This is a genomic window from Streptomyces sp. P9-A2 (assembly GCF_036634175.1).
GTDB lineage: Bacteria > Actinomycetota > Actinomycetes > Streptomycetales > Streptomycetaceae > Streptomyces > Streptomyces pratens.
This window is the reverse complement of record NZ_JAZIFX010000001.1, coordinates 7,376,813-7,393,500: the sequence shown is the minus strand read 5'-3', so window position 1 is coordinate 7,393,500 and position 16,688 is coordinate 7,376,813. Positions and strand designations below refer to the sequence as shown.

Annotated in this window: 15 protein-coding genes; all 15 read right to left on the bottom strand. The window is 72.3% G+C overall.

Annotation, left to right across the window (positions count from 1 at the left end; genetic code table 11):
- Positions 1 to 8: 8 nt before the first annotated feature.
- The 15 genes from hpnH to V4Y04_RS33285 all read right to left on the bottom strand — a co-directional run bounded on the left by hpnH (position 9) and on the right by V4Y04_RS33285 (position 16,058).
- A complete protein-coding gene (hpnH, locus tag V4Y04_RS33350) occupies positions 9 to 1,031 on the bottom strand; it encodes an adenosyl-hopene transferase HpnH (RefSeq protein ID WP_332432058.1) in 1,023 nt (340 codons plus the stop codon).
- Between the two features lie 5 nt (positions 1,032 to 1,036).
- A complete protein-coding gene (locus V4Y04_RS33345) occupies positions 1,037 to 1,678 on the bottom strand; it encodes a phosphorylase family protein (RefSeq protein ID WP_332432057.1) in 642 nt (213 codons plus the stop codon).
- Complete coding sequence (gene shc / locus V4Y04_RS33340; RefSeq protein ID WP_332432056.1) at positions 1,678 to 3,756, bottom strand: squalene--hopene cyclase; 2,079 nt, start codon at positions 3,754 to 3,756, stop codon at positions 1,678 to 1,680. Before shc ends, V4Y04_RS33345 begins: the two co-directional genes overlap by 1 nt.
- Before the next feature lie 119 nt (positions 3,757 to 3,875).
- Entirely contained in the window at positions 3,876 to 4,940 is a 1,065-nt protein-coding gene (locus V4Y04_RS33335; RefSeq protein WP_443080220.1) for a polyprenyl synthetase family protein, read from the bottom strand.
- 71 nt (positions 4,941 to 5,011) lie between these two features.
- Positions 5,012 to 6,481, bottom strand: coding sequence for a hydroxysqualene dehydroxylase HpnE (gene hpnE / locus V4Y04_RS33330; RefSeq protein ID WP_332432054.1), 1,470 nt, complete (start codon positions 6,479 to 6,481; stop codon positions 5,012 to 5,014).
- A complete protein-coding gene (locus tag V4Y04_RS37915; protein ID WP_443080121.1) occupies positions 6,478 to 6,618 on the bottom strand; it encodes a DUF6380 family protein in 141 nt (46 codons plus the stop codon). The genes hpnE and V4Y04_RS37915 overlap by 4 nt, the downstream gene beginning before the upstream one ends.
- Positions 6,618 to 7,568, bottom strand: a complete 951-nt coding sequence (gene hpnD / locus V4Y04_RS33325) for a presqualene diphosphate synthase HpnD (protein ID WP_332432053.1) — start codon at positions 7,566 to 7,568, stop codon at positions 6,618 to 6,620. Before hpnD ends, V4Y04_RS37915 begins: the two co-directional genes overlap by 1 nt.
- Positions 7,565 to 8,488, bottom strand: coding sequence for a squalene synthase HpnC (gene hpnC / locus V4Y04_RS33320; protein ID WP_332432052.1), 924 nt, complete (start codon positions 8,486 to 8,488; stop codon positions 7,565 to 7,567). Before hpnC ends, hpnD begins: the two co-directional genes overlap by 4 nt.
- A 358-nt stretch (positions 8,489 to 8,846) precedes the next feature.
- A complete protein-coding gene (locus tag V4Y04_RS33315; protein ID WP_332432051.1) occupies positions 8,847 to 9,635 on the bottom strand; it encodes an ABC transporter ATP-binding protein in 789 nt (262 codons plus the stop codon).
- The gene (locus tag V4Y04_RS33310; protein ID WP_332432050.1) at positions 9,628 to 10,563 is read right to left on the bottom strand and encodes an ABC transporter permease; all 936 of its coding nucleotides are present in this window, start codon (positions 10,561 to 10,563) and stop codon (positions 9,628 to 9,630) included. The genes V4Y04_RS33315 and V4Y04_RS33310 overlap by 8 nt, the downstream gene beginning before the upstream one ends.
- 97 nt (positions 10,564 to 10,660) lie before the next feature.
- Entirely contained in the window at positions 10,661 to 11,506 is an 846-nt protein-coding gene (locus V4Y04_RS33305; RefSeq protein WP_332433090.1) for a glycosyltransferase family 2 protein, read from the bottom strand.
- Between the two features lie 44 nt (positions 11,507 to 11,550).
- A complete protein-coding gene (locus V4Y04_RS33300; RefSeq protein ID WP_332432049.1) occupies positions 11,551 to 12,330 on the bottom strand; it encodes a CDP-alcohol phosphatidyltransferase family protein in 780 nt (259 codons plus the stop codon).
- The gene (locus V4Y04_RS33295) at positions 12,308 to 13,369 is read right to left on the bottom strand and encodes an iron-containing alcohol dehydrogenase family protein (protein WP_332432048.1); all 1,062 of its coding nucleotides are present in this window, start codon (positions 13,367 to 13,369) and stop codon (positions 12,308 to 12,310) included. The genes V4Y04_RS33300 and V4Y04_RS33295 overlap by 23 nt, the downstream gene beginning before the upstream one ends.
- Positions 13,357 to 14,109 (bottom strand): phosphocholine cytidylyltransferase family protein, encoded by a 753-nt coding sequence (locus V4Y04_RS33290; protein ID WP_332432047.1) that lies wholly within the window; start codon positions 14,107 to 14,109, stop codon positions 13,357 to 13,359. Before V4Y04_RS33290 ends, V4Y04_RS33295 begins: the two co-directional genes overlap by 13 nt.
- Positions 14,106 to 16,058, bottom strand: coding sequence for a DUF5941 domain-containing protein (locus V4Y04_RS33285; protein ID WP_332432046.1), 1,953 nt, complete (start codon positions 16,056 to 16,058; stop codon positions 14,106 to 14,108). The genes V4Y04_RS33290 and V4Y04_RS33285 overlap by 4 nt, the downstream gene beginning before the upstream one ends.
- Between the last annotated feature and the right edge of the window lie 630 nt (positions 16,059 to 16,688).

The following is a 16,688-nucleotide window of genomic DNA, read 5'->3' as shown; positions in this document are numbered from 1 at the left end:
TCATGGCGTCACTCCCTGTTTCCCGAGACCGTCTCGCGCAGGGCGCGCAGGGACTCCTTCAGGGACCCCATGGTGGCGAGGACGGCGGTGGGCTCGTAGCCGCAGTGCGCCATGCAGTTGGCGCAGCGCGGGTCCTTGCCGCGGCCGTACTTGTCCCAGTCGGTCTCCTCGATCAGCTCCCGGTACGTCGGCACATAGCCGTCGCTCATCAGGTAGCAGGGGCGCTGCCAGCCGAAGAGCGAGTAGTTCGGGATCGCCCACGCGGTGCACGGGAAGTCGACCCTGCCCTCGAGGAAGTCCAGGAACAGCGGCGAGTGGTTGAGCCGCCAGCGACGGCGGTTGCCCCCGGCGAACGCCTTCCTGAACAGCTCGCGGGTCTGCTCCACACCGAGGAAGTGCTCCTGGTCGGGGGCCTTCTCGTAGGCATAGGCGGGCGAGATCATCATCTCGTCGACCCGGAGGTCGTCGTTGAGGTAGTTGAGCACCTCGATGATGGTCTGCGGGGTGTCGGTGTTGAAGAAGGTCGAGTTGGTGGTGACCCTGAAGCCGCGCCGCTTGGCCTCCTTGATGGCGGCCACCGCCTCGTCGAACACGCCCTCCTTCGCGACGGACTCGTCGTGCCGCTCGCGCAGTCCGTCGATGTGCACGGCGAACGCGAAGTACGGCGACGGGGTGAACTTGTCCATCTTCTTGCGCAGCAGCATGGCGTTGGTGCACAGGAACACGTACTTGCGCCGGCCTACCAACTGGCGTGTGATCTCGTCGATCTGAGGGTGCATCAGCGGCTCGCCACCGGCGATCGACACCATCGGCGCCCCGGACTCCAGCACCGCGCCCACGGCCTGCGCGACCGGCATGCGCTGCTTGAGCACCCCGGCCGGGTGCTGGATCTTCCCGCAGCCCTCACAGGCGAGGTTGCAGGCGAAGAGCGGTTCCAGCTCGACGATCAGCGGGAACTTGTCCCGACGTCGGAGCTTCTGTTCGGCCAAGTATGTAGCGACCTTGATGGACTGACGCAGCGGCATGGCCATCTGGCTCACCTCCTGGGGAGCAGCAAGGAACGGTGCCATTCGAGATACGCGGGAAGAACGGAACGAAGAACGCGGAAAGCCGATATTCCACCGCGCAGCGTGCCGATCCGGACCAGTTCATGTTCAGGAGCGTCCACGACCACCCGTACGGCCGCAACCGGGCGCGCACCCGCGCGGACGGCGCTCAGGAGCGTGGCCGCGGACTCCATGTCGACCGCGATCGCGCCGGTGGCGAGCAGCTCGGACCGTTCGTGCCCCCGGACCACGTGTGCGGAGCCGATGAGCGGCCCGGTGTGGACGGTGCGCCCCGGCGCGATGCGCGCCAGCTCCTTCACCAGCAGATCGGTGCCGACGCACGGCACTCTGCCGCGCGGGTCGCGGGTCTCCCCGGCGACCACCAGGTCGCCGGGGTGCATCCCGGGGGCCAGTCCGGCACAGAAGCCGGTGGCCAGTACGGCGGCGTCGCGCAGCGCCGGGCCGGCGAGCGTCCGGGTGACGGAGCGCTCGGCTGCCGCGGGCCCCATGCCCGTGCGCAGGACGGTGACCGGTACGCCGGTGCCACCGCGGCCCTTCTTGCGCAGAGCGAGCCGCTCGATGCCGAGCGCGCAGGCGATCAGCAACGGTGCCGGGGCCGCCCGGGGGCTCATCAGCTGCCCTTCACCTCGGCCGGCCGGTGCCGCCGCGCACCGGCGCCGGAACCGGCACCCACCGCACCCGCCCCCGGCACCTCCGCCGACGGCTTGGCGAACGGCTCCCCGTTCACGTACCGGCCGAGCGCGGTGAGCGGGAAGACCTGCCGGTAGAGGTGGTAGTTGATGGAGAAGTCCCAGGGGAACCCGGTGCCCGTGAAGTAGGGCTCGTCCCAGGAGCCGTCCTCGTGCTGGGTGGCCGCCAGCCAGGCGATCCCTCGTTCGACGGCCGCGGACTCCTTCTCGCCCGCCGCCAGCAGGGCCATCAGCGCCCATCCGGTCTGCGAGGGGGTCGAGGCGCCCTTGCCGCTCCACTCGCGGGAGTCGTGGTAGGAGCGCAGGTCCTCGCCCCATCCTCCGTCGTCGTTCTGGACCGACTCCAGCCAGGACACGGCCCGTCGGAGGGCCGGATGCGAGCCGGGGAGGCCGGCGGCGGCCAGTGCGGGCACCACGGATCCGGTGCCGTAGAGGTAGTTGATGCCCCAGCGTCCGAACCACGAGCCGTCCGGCTCCTGTTCGGCGAGCAGCCACCGGATGCCTCGTCTGGTGCGCGGGTCGTGGGCGAGTCCTTCGACGGCGAGCATCTCCACGACGTGCGCGGTGACATCGGCCGACGGCGGGTCGATGACCTCGCCGAAGTCGCAGAACGGCAGCCGGTTGGGGAACGGGCTGGTGTTGTCGACGTCGAAGGCACCCCAGGCTCCGTTGCGGGACTGCATGCCGAGGTTCCAGCGGACCCCGCGGCCGATGGCGTTGTCCACCCGCGCCGGGTCGTGGTGCTTGACCCGGCGCAGCGCGAGGACCACCTCGGCGGTGTCGTCGATGTCGGGATAGTTGTCGTTGTGGAACTCGAACGCCCAGCCGCCGGGCGCCAGTCGGGGCCTGCGCACCGACCAGTCACCGGGCCGTACGACCTGTTCGCCGAGCATCCAGTCGGCGGCTCTGACCAGTTGGGGATGGTCGGCGGGCAGACCGGCGTCGGCGAGGGCGATGGTCGCGAGGCAGGTGTCCCACACCGGGGACTGGCAGGCCTCGATCATCCGGGCGCCGTCCTCGCGCCACACGGCGAACCGGTCGAGGGAGCGGAGTCCGGCGCGCATCACCGGGTGGTTCAGGTCGTAGCCGAGCAGGTGCAGCGCGATGACGGAGTAGACGGCGGGCGGCTGGATGCCGCCCCAGCAGCCGTCGTTCTCCTGCCGCTCGATGATCCAGCGGGCCGCGGTGTTCATCGCCGCCCTGCGCAGCCGGCGCGGGACGGCCCGGCGCAGGGCGTGCAGGCCCTTGTCGAGCCGTTGGAAGGCGCCGTCCCAGCTGGCCGCCGGTGCCATCCGTCCGGGAGGGTTGGGCCTGGCGGGGTCGGTGTGCAGTTCGTCGAGCGGGAACGGGGCGGGCCGTACCGGCCGCTCGGCGGAGACGATCGTCAGCGGGACGATGGTCTGGCGGGCCCAGCAGCCGAAGTCGTAGATGTTCAGCGGCACCCAGGTCGGGAACCAGATCAGCTCGGGCGGGAGTTCGGGCAGGTCCTCCCACCTCCACCAGCCGAACAGGGCCAGCCAGATCCGGGTGAAGACCCGGGAGGCGGCGATCCCGCCCCGGTCGCGGACCCAGGCGGCGGCGCGCGCCATGTGCGGGGCGTCCGGCGGGTCACCGGCCAGCCGCAGCGCGACGTACGCCTCGATGGTGGCGGAGAGGTCGCCGGGCCCGCCGTAGAAGGTGGCCCAGGTGCCGTCCTCGCGCTGCTCGCCCCGGATGAACAGGGCGGCGGCCCGGACGGTCTCGTCCTCGACGATGCCCAGGAACTGACGCAGCAGCAGGTCCTCGGCGTCCATCGTGACGTTGGTCTCGAGGTCTCCCTTCCACCAGCCCTGGTCGTCCTGACGGGACAACAGGAACTCGGTGGCGCGCCGCATGGCGCCGGCGGCGATGTCGGGTACCCCGGCCGCCACGGGGATGTCGGTGTCGGTGTCGGTGTCGCTGGCCGCGGCCACCGGGGACGGCCACGCCGCCCCGGTGCTTCCGTCGGTCGTCGCTGTCATGGCTTCCCCTTCGTGCAGTCCTGCAATGTGTGCGTCTGCTGTGGGTCCGCCGTCGGCCGGTGCCGTACTCCCCGCAACACCGGCCGGCGACTACGCGAGGGCTATTCGACCGATGGTGATCATCTCTTTCGTACGACGACGAAGTCCGCGAGTGCCGTGAACTGCTCCCGCACCCTGCCGGGCATGTCGACGGCGTCGAGGGCCTCGATGGCGATGGTGTGCTGGCGGCGTGCTTCCCCCGCGGTCCACTCCCGTCCGCCGGCCTGCTCGATGAGGGCCGCGCGGGCCGCGAACTCCTCCTCGGAGAAGTTCGCGAAGTCGCTGCCGCCCGCGTCGGCGGCGAGGATCTCCGCGAGCTGCTCGGAGGCCGGGCCGCCCGCGGCGAGCGCCGCTACCACGGGGAGGGACTTCTTGCGCTGGCGCAGATCGCTCCAGGTCTGCTTGCCGGTGGCCGCCGGGTCGCCCCAGATGCCGAGGAGGTCGTCGACGGCCTGGAAGGCCAGACCGAGGTGGTAGCCGTACTTCTCCAGGGTGTCGGCGGTGTGCGGGTCGGCGCCGCCGAGCACCGCTCCGACGGAGCTGGCGCAGGCGAGCAGGGCGCCGGTCTTGTTGCCCTCCATCTCCAGGCATTCCTCGACGCCGACCCGGTCGCGGTGCTCGTAGGAGATGTCCTGCGCCTGGCCGTCGATGAGGGCGCGGGTGGCGGTGGTCAGCCGGCGGGCGGCCCGGCCGGCCTCGACGGTGCCCAGTTCCAGCAGCACCTCGTTGGCGAGGGCGAACAGGGCGTCGCCGACCAGGATGGCCTGGGCGGGGCCGTGCACCTTCCAGACGGTGTCGCGGTGCCTGCGCTGCTCGTCGCCGTCCATGAGGTCGTCGTGCAGCAGGGAGAAGTTGTGGACGAGCTCGACGGCGACCGCGCCGGGGACGCCGACTTCCGGAGCGGCGCCGGTGACCTCGGCGGACAGCACGGCGAGCGCGGGGCGTACGGCCTTGCCGCCGTCGCCGTCGGCGGGCCTGCCCTGGGCGTCGATCCAGCCGAAGTGATAGGCGGCGACGGTGTCCATGGGGGGCGCCAGGCGGTCGATGGCCGCCCGCAGTACCGGCATGGCCAGTGTCCTGCCGCGCTCCAGGAGCGCGGGCACGTCCGCCGCGGTCCTTCCAGCGGCCTTCGAGGCCGGGGGCACAGTGGGCACAGTCTCTCCTCTTGTTGCGGTACCGGGGGTACGGGGACCCGCCGTGGCGGGTGCGTCGGCGCTCACCGGAGTCCCTCTCGCACGGCGGGGCCCGGGGCGTCGCGGCCGGCTGTCCCGTCCCATGCGAAGAGGTGGCGGGGACGTGGCCGGCCCAGGGCACTCAGCGCGGCGTCCGCCGCGCCGACGCCGCTGCGGACCGCACCCTCCATGGTCGCGGGCCACCCGGTGGCGGTCCACGCTCCGGCCAGGTACAGGCCGGGAGCCTTGGTGCGGGCGCCGGGCCTGAGCCGTCCGACGCCGGGAGCGGGGGCGAACGTGGCGGTGCGCTCCCTGGTGACGAAGAAGTCCCGCACGGTGGCGCCGCGGGTGCCCGGCAGCAGGCGCTCCAGTTCGGGCAGGTAGCGCTCGCGCAGCACGGCCACGGGCTCGTCGATGTCGTTCTGGGCGACCGACTGCGAGACGGCCAGGTACTGCCCCTCCCGCAGGCCGGAGGCCCGGGTGCGGTCGAAGACCCACTGCACGGGGCTGCCGAGGGCCGCGAAGAAGGGGCTGGTGAGCACCGTGCGGTCGTAGACGACGTGGAGGTTGAGGATGGGCGCGGTACCGATGCCGAGCAGCCGCCCGGGGTCGTCGAGCGCTCCGGCGGGCAGCAGGTCGTACGCCTCGCGCTGCGGTACGGCGAGGACGACGGCGTCCGCGTCGAGGGTCTCGCCGGGAACCCGCACGCTCCAGCTCCCGTCGCCGCGCCGGGAGACGGAGGTGACGCGGGTACGGACCTCGGTGCGGACGCCCGCGGAGTCGAGTGCCTTGCGGGTCAGCCGGTCGTGCAGGTCGCCCAGGGGGACGTGGGCCCAGCCGATGTCGGCCGCGCCCGGGTCGGACAGCAGACCGGTCTTGAAGACCATCGCGGCGAGCGCCAGGGACGCGTCACCCGCGACCGCGTTGAGGGTGGCGACCCCCACCAGGTCCCACAGGGCCTCGACGGCGCGCGGCGACTGGCCGTGCGCGGCCAGCCAACTGCCGAAGTTCTGGTCGTCGAGGGCGGGATCGGCGAGGTCGAGTCCCTTGAGCGCGAGCGCGGCCCGTCCCACGTTCGCCCGTTCGGCGAGCGAGAGGTGCGGGTAGGCGGCGAGGCTGCGCCCCAGGTGCAGCGGTACGGGCAGCGGGTCGCGGCGCAGCCGGCCGAGCCGGCGTCCCTCGGGCCGGTCGGCGTCGATCACGGGCACGTCGAGACGGTTCTGCAGCGGTGCCAGGGCCGTCCCCTCGATCCGGTCGAGGAACCAGCGGTAGGCGGTGCAGCAGCGCAGGTAGACGTGCTGGCCGTTGTCGACGGTCAGGTCGCCGCGCTGGAAGGAGAAGACGAGCCCGCCGAGCCGGGGGCGGCCTTCGAGCAGTGTGACACGCACGCCGGCGTCGGCGAGCGCGAGCGCGGCGGTGGCGCCGGCGAGCCCGCCGCCGACCACGACGGCGTGCCGCCCCGCCGGGGCGTCGTCGCCGGCGGGCGGGTTCCCGGAGCTGGTGACACGGGTCATGGCGTGCCCTCCCCTGCGCGGCCGCCGTGCCGCCGGACCGGTGCGCGGCGGGCCGTCCCGGTCAGGGACGCGGGGCGGCGGCGGAGGGTTGCGCCCCGCTTGCCGGCGGCGCCGTCGAGGAGGCGTGATGTGCCCATCAGGCACGCCCCCTGACGGTCCGCCGGGTGACGTGCCGGGTGTCCAGGCCGGACAGGCCGCGCACCGCGACGTAGGCCTTCTCCCGGCCGGGCAGGGAGACCCGGCCGCGCAGCACGGCCTCGGGCTCGCGCTCGATGCGGTCGAGGAGACGGCGGTAGATGCCGGCCATGGCGGCGACACAGGCGCCGCTGCGCCGGTCGAGCATGGGCAGCAGCCGGTAGCCCTCGGCGAACAGGGCGCGGGCCCGGCGCACCTCGAAGTGGACGAGGCCGGCGAAGTCGGATCCCTCCGGCCGGCCCGGCCCGCCGAACCCGGCCGAGCAGCCGAACTTGGCCAGGTCGTCGGCGGGCAGATAGGTGCGCCCGTCCTCGGCGTCCTCCCGGACGTCCCTCAGGATGTTGGTGAGCTGGAGCGCGAGCCCCAGTGTGTCGGCGTACTCGGGGGCGCGTTCGGCGCCCCGTGCCCCGGGTTCGGTGCCGAAGACGCCGAGGGAGACTCGCCCGATGGCGCCGGCGACGCAGCGGCAGTAGACCTTCAGGTCGTCCCAGGTCTCGTAGGTCTCGCCGCGCAGGTCCATCTGGACGCCGTCGATCAGCTCGTCCAGGCCGCCGAGCGGCACCGGGAACCGCTGCGCGGTGTGTGCGAGGGCGACGGCGACCGGGTCGGTGTCGTCCTCGTCGACCGCCCCGTCCCGGACCCGGGTGAGCAGCGCCCGGGTGTCCTCGAGCCGGACGGCCTTGACGTCGTCCGGCAGCGCGCCGTCGCCGATGTCGTCGACGCGCCGGGAGAACGCGTACAGCGCCGACATCGCGCGCCGCTTGGGCGTCGGCAGCAGCCTGATGCCGTAGGCGAAGTTCCGGGCCTGCGCTCCGGTGACGGCCTCGCAGTACCGGTATGCGGCGAGCACCGGCGCCGACGTGTGTGTGTCCGGCTCCACGGCCCGGATCACCCCTCTCCTAGCAGCGTCGTTCCGGCCTCGCGCAGCAGCCGGACCTTGCCGGGCTTGGGCGGGCCGGGAAGTACGTCGTATTCGGCGGCGGCGATCGCGCCCAGGGCCGCCCGTCCCCCTGCCACGAACCCCGCGAGCAGCAGCTTCAGCCTGCCGCGGACGCTGTCCACCAGGGGGGCGCCCTCGTCCAGGAGCTCCCGGGCGCGCTGTGCCTGGAACGCGACCAGTGCGCGCACCGACGCGCCGGCGTGCGGCGCGGCGAGATCCGCCTCGTCGACGTGGAAACGTTTCATGTCCTCGGCGGGCAGGTAGACGCGGTCGCGGCCGAGGTCCTCGGTGACGTCCTGGAGGTGCTCGACGATCTGGAGGGCGGTGCAGACCGCGTCGGAGCGGCGGACCCGCTCGGGGGTCGAGGTCCCGGTGACGCCGAGGACCAGGCGGCCGACCGGGTTGGCCGACAGTTCGCAGTAGGCGAGCAGGTCGTCGTAGGTCTCGTAGCGGCTGACGACCTGGTCCCGGCGGTTGGCGGCGATCAGGCCGAGGAAGGGTTCGGGGGGCAGGCCGCGGCGGCGGACCGTCGGCTGGAGCCGGCGCAGCAGCGGATGGCGCGGGACCGAGTCGAACACGCGGTGCAGATCCGTCTCGAAGGCGTCCAGCAGCACCGTCCGGTCGCCTGCCCGGTCGGGGCCGACGCCGAGCAGGTCGGCGTCGGCCCCGCCGGGGGCCAGGTCGCCGTCGCCGATGTCGTCGACGAGCCGGGCGTATCCGTAGACCGCCATCAGATCGGCGCGCCAGGCTTCGGGCAGGAAGAACGGCGCCACCGGGAAGTTCTCGGCGGCGGCCTTGTCGAGGGTGGCGCGTTCTGCGTCCAGGGGGGCGCGCCCGGCGTCGGCCGCGCGCGTCGCGCCGGTTCGTGTCATCGCGGGCTGCCCTGGGCGGGGACGGCGCACACTGCGTTGAGCAGGGGGGTCTCCGTAGCCATTGCCGTCACGTCTCCCGTTCTACACTGCCGACCCAATGCATACTATTTCGGACACGCCGTCCGCACTTTCACCCGGCCGGGTCGCCGGTCGGTGTCGCGCGTTATGGCCCTGATTGCCGCCTTTAGGCACTGGTACAGCTTACGTTGTACAGCGCGGTACGGACCGCCGGGGTGTCACCGCGCCTCGGAACAACGAACCGGCCGGTGTCAAGATTCCTGCGCAAGGCAGGAGTTGACGCTTTTTTGCAGGCGTTGGGCCCCATCGGCCCGTTCCGGCGGGGTCCGGGGCGACCGGGCTACTTGCCGGTGAACTTCTCGTACTCCTTGAGCACCTCGTCCGTCGGGCCGTCCATGCGCAGTTCGCCGCGCTCCAGCCACAGGACGCGGTCGCAGGTGTCGCGGATCGACTTGTTGTTGTGGCTGACCAGGAAGACGGTGCCGGCCTCCTTGCGCAGTTCCCTGATCCGCGCCTCGGAGCGCTTCTGGAACTTGCGGTCGCCGGTGGCCAGGGCTTCGTCGATCATCAGGACGTCGTGGTCCTTCGCGGCGGCGATGGAGAAGCGCAGCCGGGCGGCCATGCCGGAGGAGTAGGTGCGCATCGGCAGGGTGATGAAGTCGCCCTTCTCGTTGATGCCGGAGAAGTCGACGATCTCCTGGTAGCGCTCCTTGATCTGCTCGCGGGACATGCCCATGGCGAGCCCGCCGAGTATGACGTTGCGCTCGCCGGTGAGGTCGTTCATCAGGGCGGCGTTGACGCCGAGCAGGGAGGGCTGGCCGTCGGTGTAGACCTTGCCCTTCTCGGCGGGCAGCAGGCCCGCGATGGCTCGCAACAGGGTCGACTTGCCCGAGCCGTTGGAGCCGATCAGGCCGATGGCCTCACCGCGGCGGGCGACGAAGGAGACCCCGCGCACGGCGTGCACCGTGCGCACGCCGCGCGCCTCGTCGTCCTTGCCCCGCCGGATCATCCGGCTGAGTGCCGCCGTGGCGCTGCCGCGGCCGCCGCGGGCACCGTTGACGCGGTAGACGATGTGCAGGTCGTCCGCGATGACGGTGGGGATGTGCGAGTCGGTCCTCTCGTCAGCCACGGCCGTACCTCTCTTCCGCCTTCCAGAAGTAGACGAAGCCGATCACGCCGGCCAGCAGCGCCCAGCCCACGGCGAAGGCCCACACGTGCGGGGGCAGGTACGAGGAGCCGTAGCCGTCGATCATCGCGAAGCGGACCAGGTCCATGTAGACGGCCGCCGGGTTCCACTGCAGGACGTCGTCGAGCCAGTGAGGGACGTCCTTGTTCGCGAGCATCGCCGGGATGCTGAACATGACGCCCGAGGCGTACATCCAGGTGCGCAGCACGAACGGCATCAGCTGGGCCAGGTCCGGCGTCCTGCTGCCCAGCCGGGCGAAGATCAGCGCGAGTCCGGTGTTGAAGACGAACTGGAGCAGCAGCGCGGGCAGCACCAGCAGCCAGGACAGGGCGGGCATGCTGCCGAACGCCATCACCACGACGACCAGGACGACCATCGAGAACAGCAGCTGCTGGAGCTGCTGCAGCGCGAAGGAGACCGGCAGCGCGGCCCGCGGGAAGTGCAGCGCCCGCACCAGGCCGAGGTTGCCGGAGATGGCCCGCACCCCCGCCAGCACCGAGCTCTGCGTGAAGGTGAACACGAACACGCCCGTCACCAGGAACGGGACGTAGACGTCGCTGGGGATGCCCCGGCGGGCGCCCAGCAGCAGGCCGAAGATGAAGAAGTACACGGCCGCGTTCAGCAGCGGAGTGGCCACCTGCCACAGCTGGCCCAGCTTCGCCTGACTGTACTGCGCGGTCAGCTTCGCCCGGGAGAACGTGAGGATGAAGTGCCGGCGCCCCCAGAGCTGACGGACGTACTCGACGAGCGACGGCCGGGCGCCGCTGACCGTCAACCCGTACCTGGCGGCGAGCTCGGCCGCCGTGAGGCCCTCGTCGGGCGGCCCGGACGCGCTGACCGCGACCGTGCCGTCGTGCGTTGTCTCACTCACTGGTGGAAGCTTTCCCTCTTCGAGATGCCGGGCCCGCACGGACCCGGCATGCGCCGGGGAGCCTGGGTGCGGCCCCGATGTTCCGGACACGAGCTTGTCAGATGACAGGAGGCCGGCCCAGCCGGGTCAGCCGCCACACCGTACGCCACTTCATGGGCCGGCGCGGGCCGCAGGGGCTGGTCCACCCCTCCCGGAAACCGCCGAACCAGGCCTTGAGGGCCGGGCGCGACGGCCTGCGGAGCAGGGTGAGCAGCATCCAGACGCCCAGGTAGAGGGGGACCAGGGGCGCGGGAAGGTTGCGGCGGGCCAGCCAGACGCGGTTGCGGGCGACCATGCGGTGGTAGACCGCGTGCCGCGAGGGGGCGGTGGTGGGGTGGTACAGGACCATGTCGGCCCGGTAGTCGATCATCCAGCCCGCGTCGAGGGCCCGCCAGGCCAGGTCGGTCTCCTCGTGCGCGTAGAAGAACGCGTCGGGCAGCACTCCGGCGTCGGCGAAGACCCGGGTGCGTACGGCGTTGGCGCCGCCGAGGAAGGTGGTCACCCGGGAGGAGCGCATCGGGTCGGCGGCGCGCAGCCGGGGCACGTGGCGGCGCTGGGTGCCGCCGGTGTCCGGGTCGGCGATGCGGAAGCTGATGATGCCGAGCTCCGGGTCGGCGGCGAACGCCCGGCGGCACAGCTCGGCGGTGTCGTGGTGGGCCAGGAGGCCGTCGTCGTCGAGGAACAGCAGGATGTCGACGTCCTGGCCGCCCGGGCCGAACGCCTCGATGCCGACGTTGCGGCCGCCGGGGATGCCGAGGTTCTCCGGCAGCTCGACGGTGCGTACGCCGTCGGGGACCTCCGGGACGGGCGAGCCGTTGCCGACGACGACGACCCGGACCGGGTCGCCGTCCTGCTTGGCGACCGAGTCGAGCAGGGCGCGCAGCTCGTCGGGGCGGTTGCCCATGGTGATGATCACCGCGCCGACCTTGGGGGAGGGTCCCACAGCGGTCACCTCAGCCTGCTGGAAGCGAGGACGGACACCAGGTGCAGCACGGTCTGGAGCAGGGCTATCCCGGCGAGGACGGCGACACCCAGGCGCGTGAAGAACAGGTCGCCCCGGGCTGCGTCGACGATCGCGAGGACCACGATCAGCAGCGACGCCTCCATGCCGAGGATCAGCCGGTGGAACTTCAGCGCTCCGGCGGCCCGGCGGGCCAGCGCCATGCCGGAGGAGCGCGGCTCGGCGGCGGCCTCCTTGACCGGCGGCAGTCCGCCCTGGTGGCGGGCCACACCGACCAGGTCGGTCTCGGCTTTGACCAGGATGGCGCCGAGGGCGGCCAGGGTGCCGAGGAAGGCCCAGAGCCAGTCGATGCGGCCGGTGCCCCACAGGTCGGCGGCGCGCAGGCCGAGACCGACGAGGACGGCCGCGTCGCACAGGTAGGCGCCGACCCGGTCGAGGTAGACCCCGCTGAGCGAGAACTGCTGCTTCCAGCGGGCGACCTCGCCGTCCACGCAGTCCAGTAGCAGGTACAGCTGCACCATGACCAGGCCGAGGACCGCCCCCGTGATCCCCGGCACCAGCAGGGCCGGGGCGGCGAGGACGCCGAAGACGGTCATCAGATACGTGAGCTGGTTGGGCGTGACCCTGGTGTTCACCAGGTAGCGGTCCACCCGCAGGGACACCTCACGCATGTAGAGGCGTCCCATCCAGTGCTCACCGCTGCGCCGGTCCTTCACCCCCGCGGGGTGGACGACCGGACGGAGTTCAGCTACCGATGGCCTTGACATAGTCGGCGTAGACGTCCTTGATCTGTTCGGTCTTCAGGTCGAGATGTTCGAGGATCGTGAAGCGGCCGGGGCGGGTCTCGGGGGCGAATTCGACGACTTTGACGAACTCCTCCTCCGTGAAGCCGATCTCCTGGGGCAGTACCGGCAGTCCGTGCCGGCGCAGCACGCCGGCCATGTACACCGACTCGTCGTGCGCGCCGCGCAGGTACATCGCGAAGGCCGCGCCCAGACCGCACTGTTCTCCGTGGGCGGCGGCCCGTTTGGGGTAGAGCAGGTCGAAGGCGTGGTTGATCTCGTGGCAGGCCCCGGAGGACGGCCGCGAGTCGCCAGACACCGACATGGCGATGCCGCTGAGGACCAGTGCCTCGGCGAGTACCTGGAGGAAGTCGTTGTCGCCGATGCCTCCGGGGTGGCGCAGCACGGACTCGCCGGCCTGCCGGGCCATGGCGGCGGCGAGCCCGTCGATCCGCTCGCCCTTGATCCTGCAGGCCAGTTCCCAGTCCGCGACGGCGGAGATGTTGGAGACGGCGTCGCCGATCCCGGCGCTTACGAAGCGCGCCGGGGCGTTGCGGATGATGTCGAGGTCGATGACGACCGCGATCGGGTTCGGCACGCCGTAGGAGCCGCGGCCGGCGTCGTTGTCGAGGGTGGCGACCGGCGAGCACAGGCCGTCGTGCGCGAGGTTCGTCGGTACGGCGACCAGGGGGAGGCCGACGCGTGCCGCGGCGAACTTGGCGCAGTCGATGATCTTGCCGCCGCCCAGTCCCACGACGGCGTCGTAGTGGCCGGCCTTTATGGCGCCGGCCAGCCGGACCGCGTCGTCGAGGGTGCCGCCGCCGACCTCGTACCAGGTGGCGCCGGGCAGCGACGGGGAGAGCCGCTCACGCAGTCCGGCGCCGGAGCCGCCGCTGACGGCGACGGCGAGCCGGCCGGACTGTGCGATGCGCTCGTCGGCGAGGACCCCGCCCAGGTCGTCGAGGGCACCGGGGCGGATGTCGACGACGAGGGGGGAGGGGATCAGCCGGGTCAGTACTGGCATGCGATCTCCCGTCCACGGGTGAGATCGGCGTGGTTGTCGATCTCCACCCAGTCGACGTCGCCGATGGGCGCCACGTCGATTCGGAAGCCGCGGTTCACCAGTTCCTGGTAGCCGTGCTCGTAGAACTGCTGCGGGTCGGTCTCCCACACGGTCTTCAGCGCGTCGACGAGCTCGGGGGCGGCGTCGCCCTCGATGAGGGTGACGCCGATGTACTCGCCGGTGGCCTCGGCGGGGTCCATGAGCTTGGTGATCCTCGTCACGCCCTTGCCGGGGTCGGCGACGACCTTCATCTCCTCGTCCGCGAGTGATTTCACGGTGTCGAGGGCGAGGATGATCCGCCTGCCCTCACCGCGGGCGGCGAGGAGCGTCTTCTCGACGGAGACCGGGTGCACGGTGTCGCCGTTGACGAGGATCACGCCGTCCTTGAGGGCGTCCCGACCGCACCACAGGGAGTAGGCGTTGTTCCACTCCTCGGCCTTGTCGTTGTCGATGAGGGTGAGCTTGAGGCCGTACTTCTGCTCCAGGGCCGCCTTGCGCTCGTACACGGCCTCCTTGCGGTAGCCGACGATGACGGCGGCCTCGGTCAGGCCGATCTCGGCGAAGTTGCCGAGGGTGAGGTCCAGGACCGTCGGTTCGCCCTCTATACCCGCGGGCCCCACCGGCACCAGCGCCTTGGGCAGGGTGTCGGTGTAGGGACGCAGACGCCGTCCGGCGCCGGCCGCCAGCACGAGGCCGATCATGCGGGTTCTCCTTCATCGTGTACGGCGGGTGCGCCGCCCCGGTGGGCGGCCACCCAGAAGCGGATGCTCTCGAGGAGCACCAGCAGGGCCACGGCCACGGCGAGCGCCGTGAGCGCGACGGCGAACTGTGAGGCGGTGAGCAGGGCGGCCAGGACGACGACCGCCAGGGTGCGGCCCTCGTGCCCGCCGATCGCCCGCACCAGCCAGGGCGGGGGCGCGCCCGCGTCGCCGCGGATGCGGTAGACCGTGTCGTAGTGATGGTAGGCGACGGCGGCCACCAGAGCGTAGGCCGCCGGAAGCGCTCCGTTCACGCCGGCGCCTGCCGCCAGCGCCAGGACGGTGCCGTACTCGGCGGCGCGCAGGAACGGCGGGACCAGCCAGTCGAGGGGACCCTTGAGGGGGCGGGCGACGGCCAGGGCGGAGGTCAGGACGTACAGGAGGGCGGCGAGGACGGGCCACGGTCCGCCGAAGCCGGTCAGCGCGGCCGTGGCGACGACGGCGGCGCCACCGAGCAGGGCGACGGCGGGGGCGGTGAACCCGGGCAGGCGCCGCGCGGTGGGCTTCAGCGCCCCGGCGAGGCGTTCGGCGAGCGGTCCGCTGTCGGCGAGGTCCGCGAGGGCGCGCGCCGCGCGGTCGGTCCTGCGGGCCTTGCGGGTGAGGGAGCGCAGGACACGGCCGGCCGTGGTGTACGTCGCCGCGAAGGCGCAGCCGATCAGCAGGGCGTAGAAGGTGATGCGGGGGGTCGTGAGGGCCGTGAGAACGGCGATCATCGCCCAGCGCTCACCGATCGGGAGGACGATCATGCGGCGCGCCCAGACCGTCCAGCCGACGCTGTCGAGCTTGCCGGAGAGAGCGGCGGTGGGACTGGTGTCGGCGGCCGTGCTGTCGGCGTTCGCCTCGTTGAAGGAGAAGTCCACGACGTGCCGGCAGGTCTGCAGGACCATCGCGCCGAGCGCGAGGGCCCACACATCGTCGCCACCGCGGGCCGCGCCGAGGGCGAGGCCCGCGTAGTAGGCGTACTCCTTGGCCCGGTCGAAGGTGGCGTCGAGCCAGGCCCCGAGGGTGGAGTACTGCAGGGAGTAGCGGGCGAGCTGACCGTCGGTGCAGTCCAGCACGAAGGAGGCGAGGAGCAGGACACCGGCGGCGACGAAGCCCGGGCGGGTACCGGTGGCGGCGCAGGCGGCCGCTATGAGCGCGGTGAGCAGGGAGGCGGTGGTGACCTGGTTGGGGGTCAGTCCGCGCCGCGCGCACCAGCGGGCGATGTAGCGGGAGTACGGGCTGATGCAGTAGGTGGTGAAGAAGCCGTCACGGGCCTTGACGGCCGACTTCAGCCGGACGGCCTCGTCGTCCACCGCCGCGACGGCCTGCCGGGCCTCGTTGCGGGCCTGCGGGTCGTCGGGGACGGTGGCGACGAGGCTGCCGAGGTCGGGACGATGCGGGTCGTTTCCGCCGGCGCTCAGGGCGGCGACGATACGGTCGAAGAGAGGGCCGGTGAGTGGGGTGCCCGTGGGCGTCGGGGTCCCACCGGGCGCGGTCCCACCGGCATCGCCGGTCGCGGCCTGCGTGGTGGCAGCGGTCTCGGTGGTGGCAGCGACCTCGGTGGCAGCGGCCTGCGTGGTGGCGGTCCCGGAGACCGCGGTGTCCTCGCGGGCCGTCGCGCGGGCCGTCGCGAGGGTCAGGGCCTGGCGCGCGGCCGGCTGGGCGGTGACGGCACCGGGGATCGCGGCGAGCGGGAAGCGGGGGTCGGTGAGGCCGAGGCGCAGCGCGTGCTCATGGCCCACGAACCGGGCGTCGACGACGGCGACCCGCTGCCCGGCGGGCACCTCGGCGAGCAGGGTTCCGGCCTCCTCGGCGCCGGACGCGATCCGCACGTCGAAGCCGAGGGAACGCAGGTCCGCCTCGATCGACGAACCCGGAACCGGCTGACCGGTGAGGATGGCGGTCGACAACCGAATCTCACTCCCTGGATGCCGACGCTTCCACGCCGGTCGTGTACATGATGGGGGCGGCCGTACGGCCCCCCGGGCGGCATGTCGGCTGAGGTTAGCGGATGCCTCTGAGCCCGCGTTCACCGCCCGTTCGGCGGCTGGATCGTTGTGGTTTCACCCGCGTCCCTGCCGCGATCATCATCGGGGATAGCGGGCCGACCCACAAACCGCCTACCCAGAAGGGGCATTGAGGCGTATAGCAGACATCACCCCGGCGCGGTACCGCCCGGCGCGGGCCGGGTCACCGGGGTGGGCCCCAGCGCCGACAAAGGCGGTCGGCCTTGGCCGCGCGCGAGGCCGACCATGATCGACACATCGGCACCAGGAGCGGGTTGCCGGCCTCTGACCAGCGCAATGTCCGTATCGAGGTCCGTGGGCAACCCGGTGGAGGTCCCGAGCCGGCGGCCCGGCCCACACCGTACCGCCGGGGAGGGCGAGGGCCTTTCCGCCCCCGCGCGGGCACCGCGGGAGCGGGCACTCCACGTTCCCGCACCGGCGGTCGCGCACGGCGAGCCCGGCGCGGGTCTCCTGTGGATCTCGTCACGGGGGCCACGCCCCGTACCCCGGCGCATGCGCACGGTGAGGCCGGTC

Bases quoted from the DNA above. Each gene is read 5' to 3' on its own strand.
- hpnH (WP_332432058.1), bottom strand. From the start codon at position 1,031: ATGGCCATGCCGCTGCGTCAGTCCATCAAGGTCGCTACATACTTGGCC.
- V4Y04_RS33345 (WP_332432057.1), bottom strand. From the start codon at position 1,678: ATGAGCCCCCGGGCGGCCCCGGCACCGTTGCTGATCGCCTGCGCGCTC.
- shc (WP_332432056.1), bottom strand. From the start codon at position 3,756: ATGACAGCGACGACCGACGGAAGCACCGGGGCGGCGTGGCCGTCCCCG.
- hpnE (WP_332432054.1), bottom strand. From the start codon at position 6,481: ATGACCCGTGTCACCAGCTCCGGGAACCCGCCCGCCGGCGACGACGCC.
- V4Y04_RS37915 (WP_443080121.1), bottom strand. From the start codon at position 6,618: ATGGGCACATCACGCCTCCTCGACGGCGCCGCCGGCAAGCGGGGCGCA.
- hpnC (WP_332432052.1), bottom strand. From the start codon at position 8,488: ATGACACGAACCGGCGCGACGCGCGCGGCCGACGCCGGGCGCGCCCCC.
- V4Y04_RS33305 (WP_332433090.1), bottom strand. From the start codon at position 11,506: ATGGGCAACCGCCCCGACGAGCTGCGCGCCCTGCTCGACTCGGTCGCC.
- V4Y04_RS33300 (WP_332432049.1), bottom strand. From the start codon at position 12,330: ATGTCAAGGCCATCGGTAGCTGAACTCCGTCCGGTCGTCCACCCCGCG.
- V4Y04_RS33295 (WP_332432048.1), bottom strand. From the start codon at position 13,369: ATGCCAGTACTGACCCGGCTGATCCCCTCCCCCCTCGTCGTCGACATC.
- V4Y04_RS33290 (WP_332432047.1), bottom strand. From the start codon at position 14,109: ATGATCGGCCTCGTGCTGGCGGCCGGCGCCGGACGGCGTCTGCGTCCC.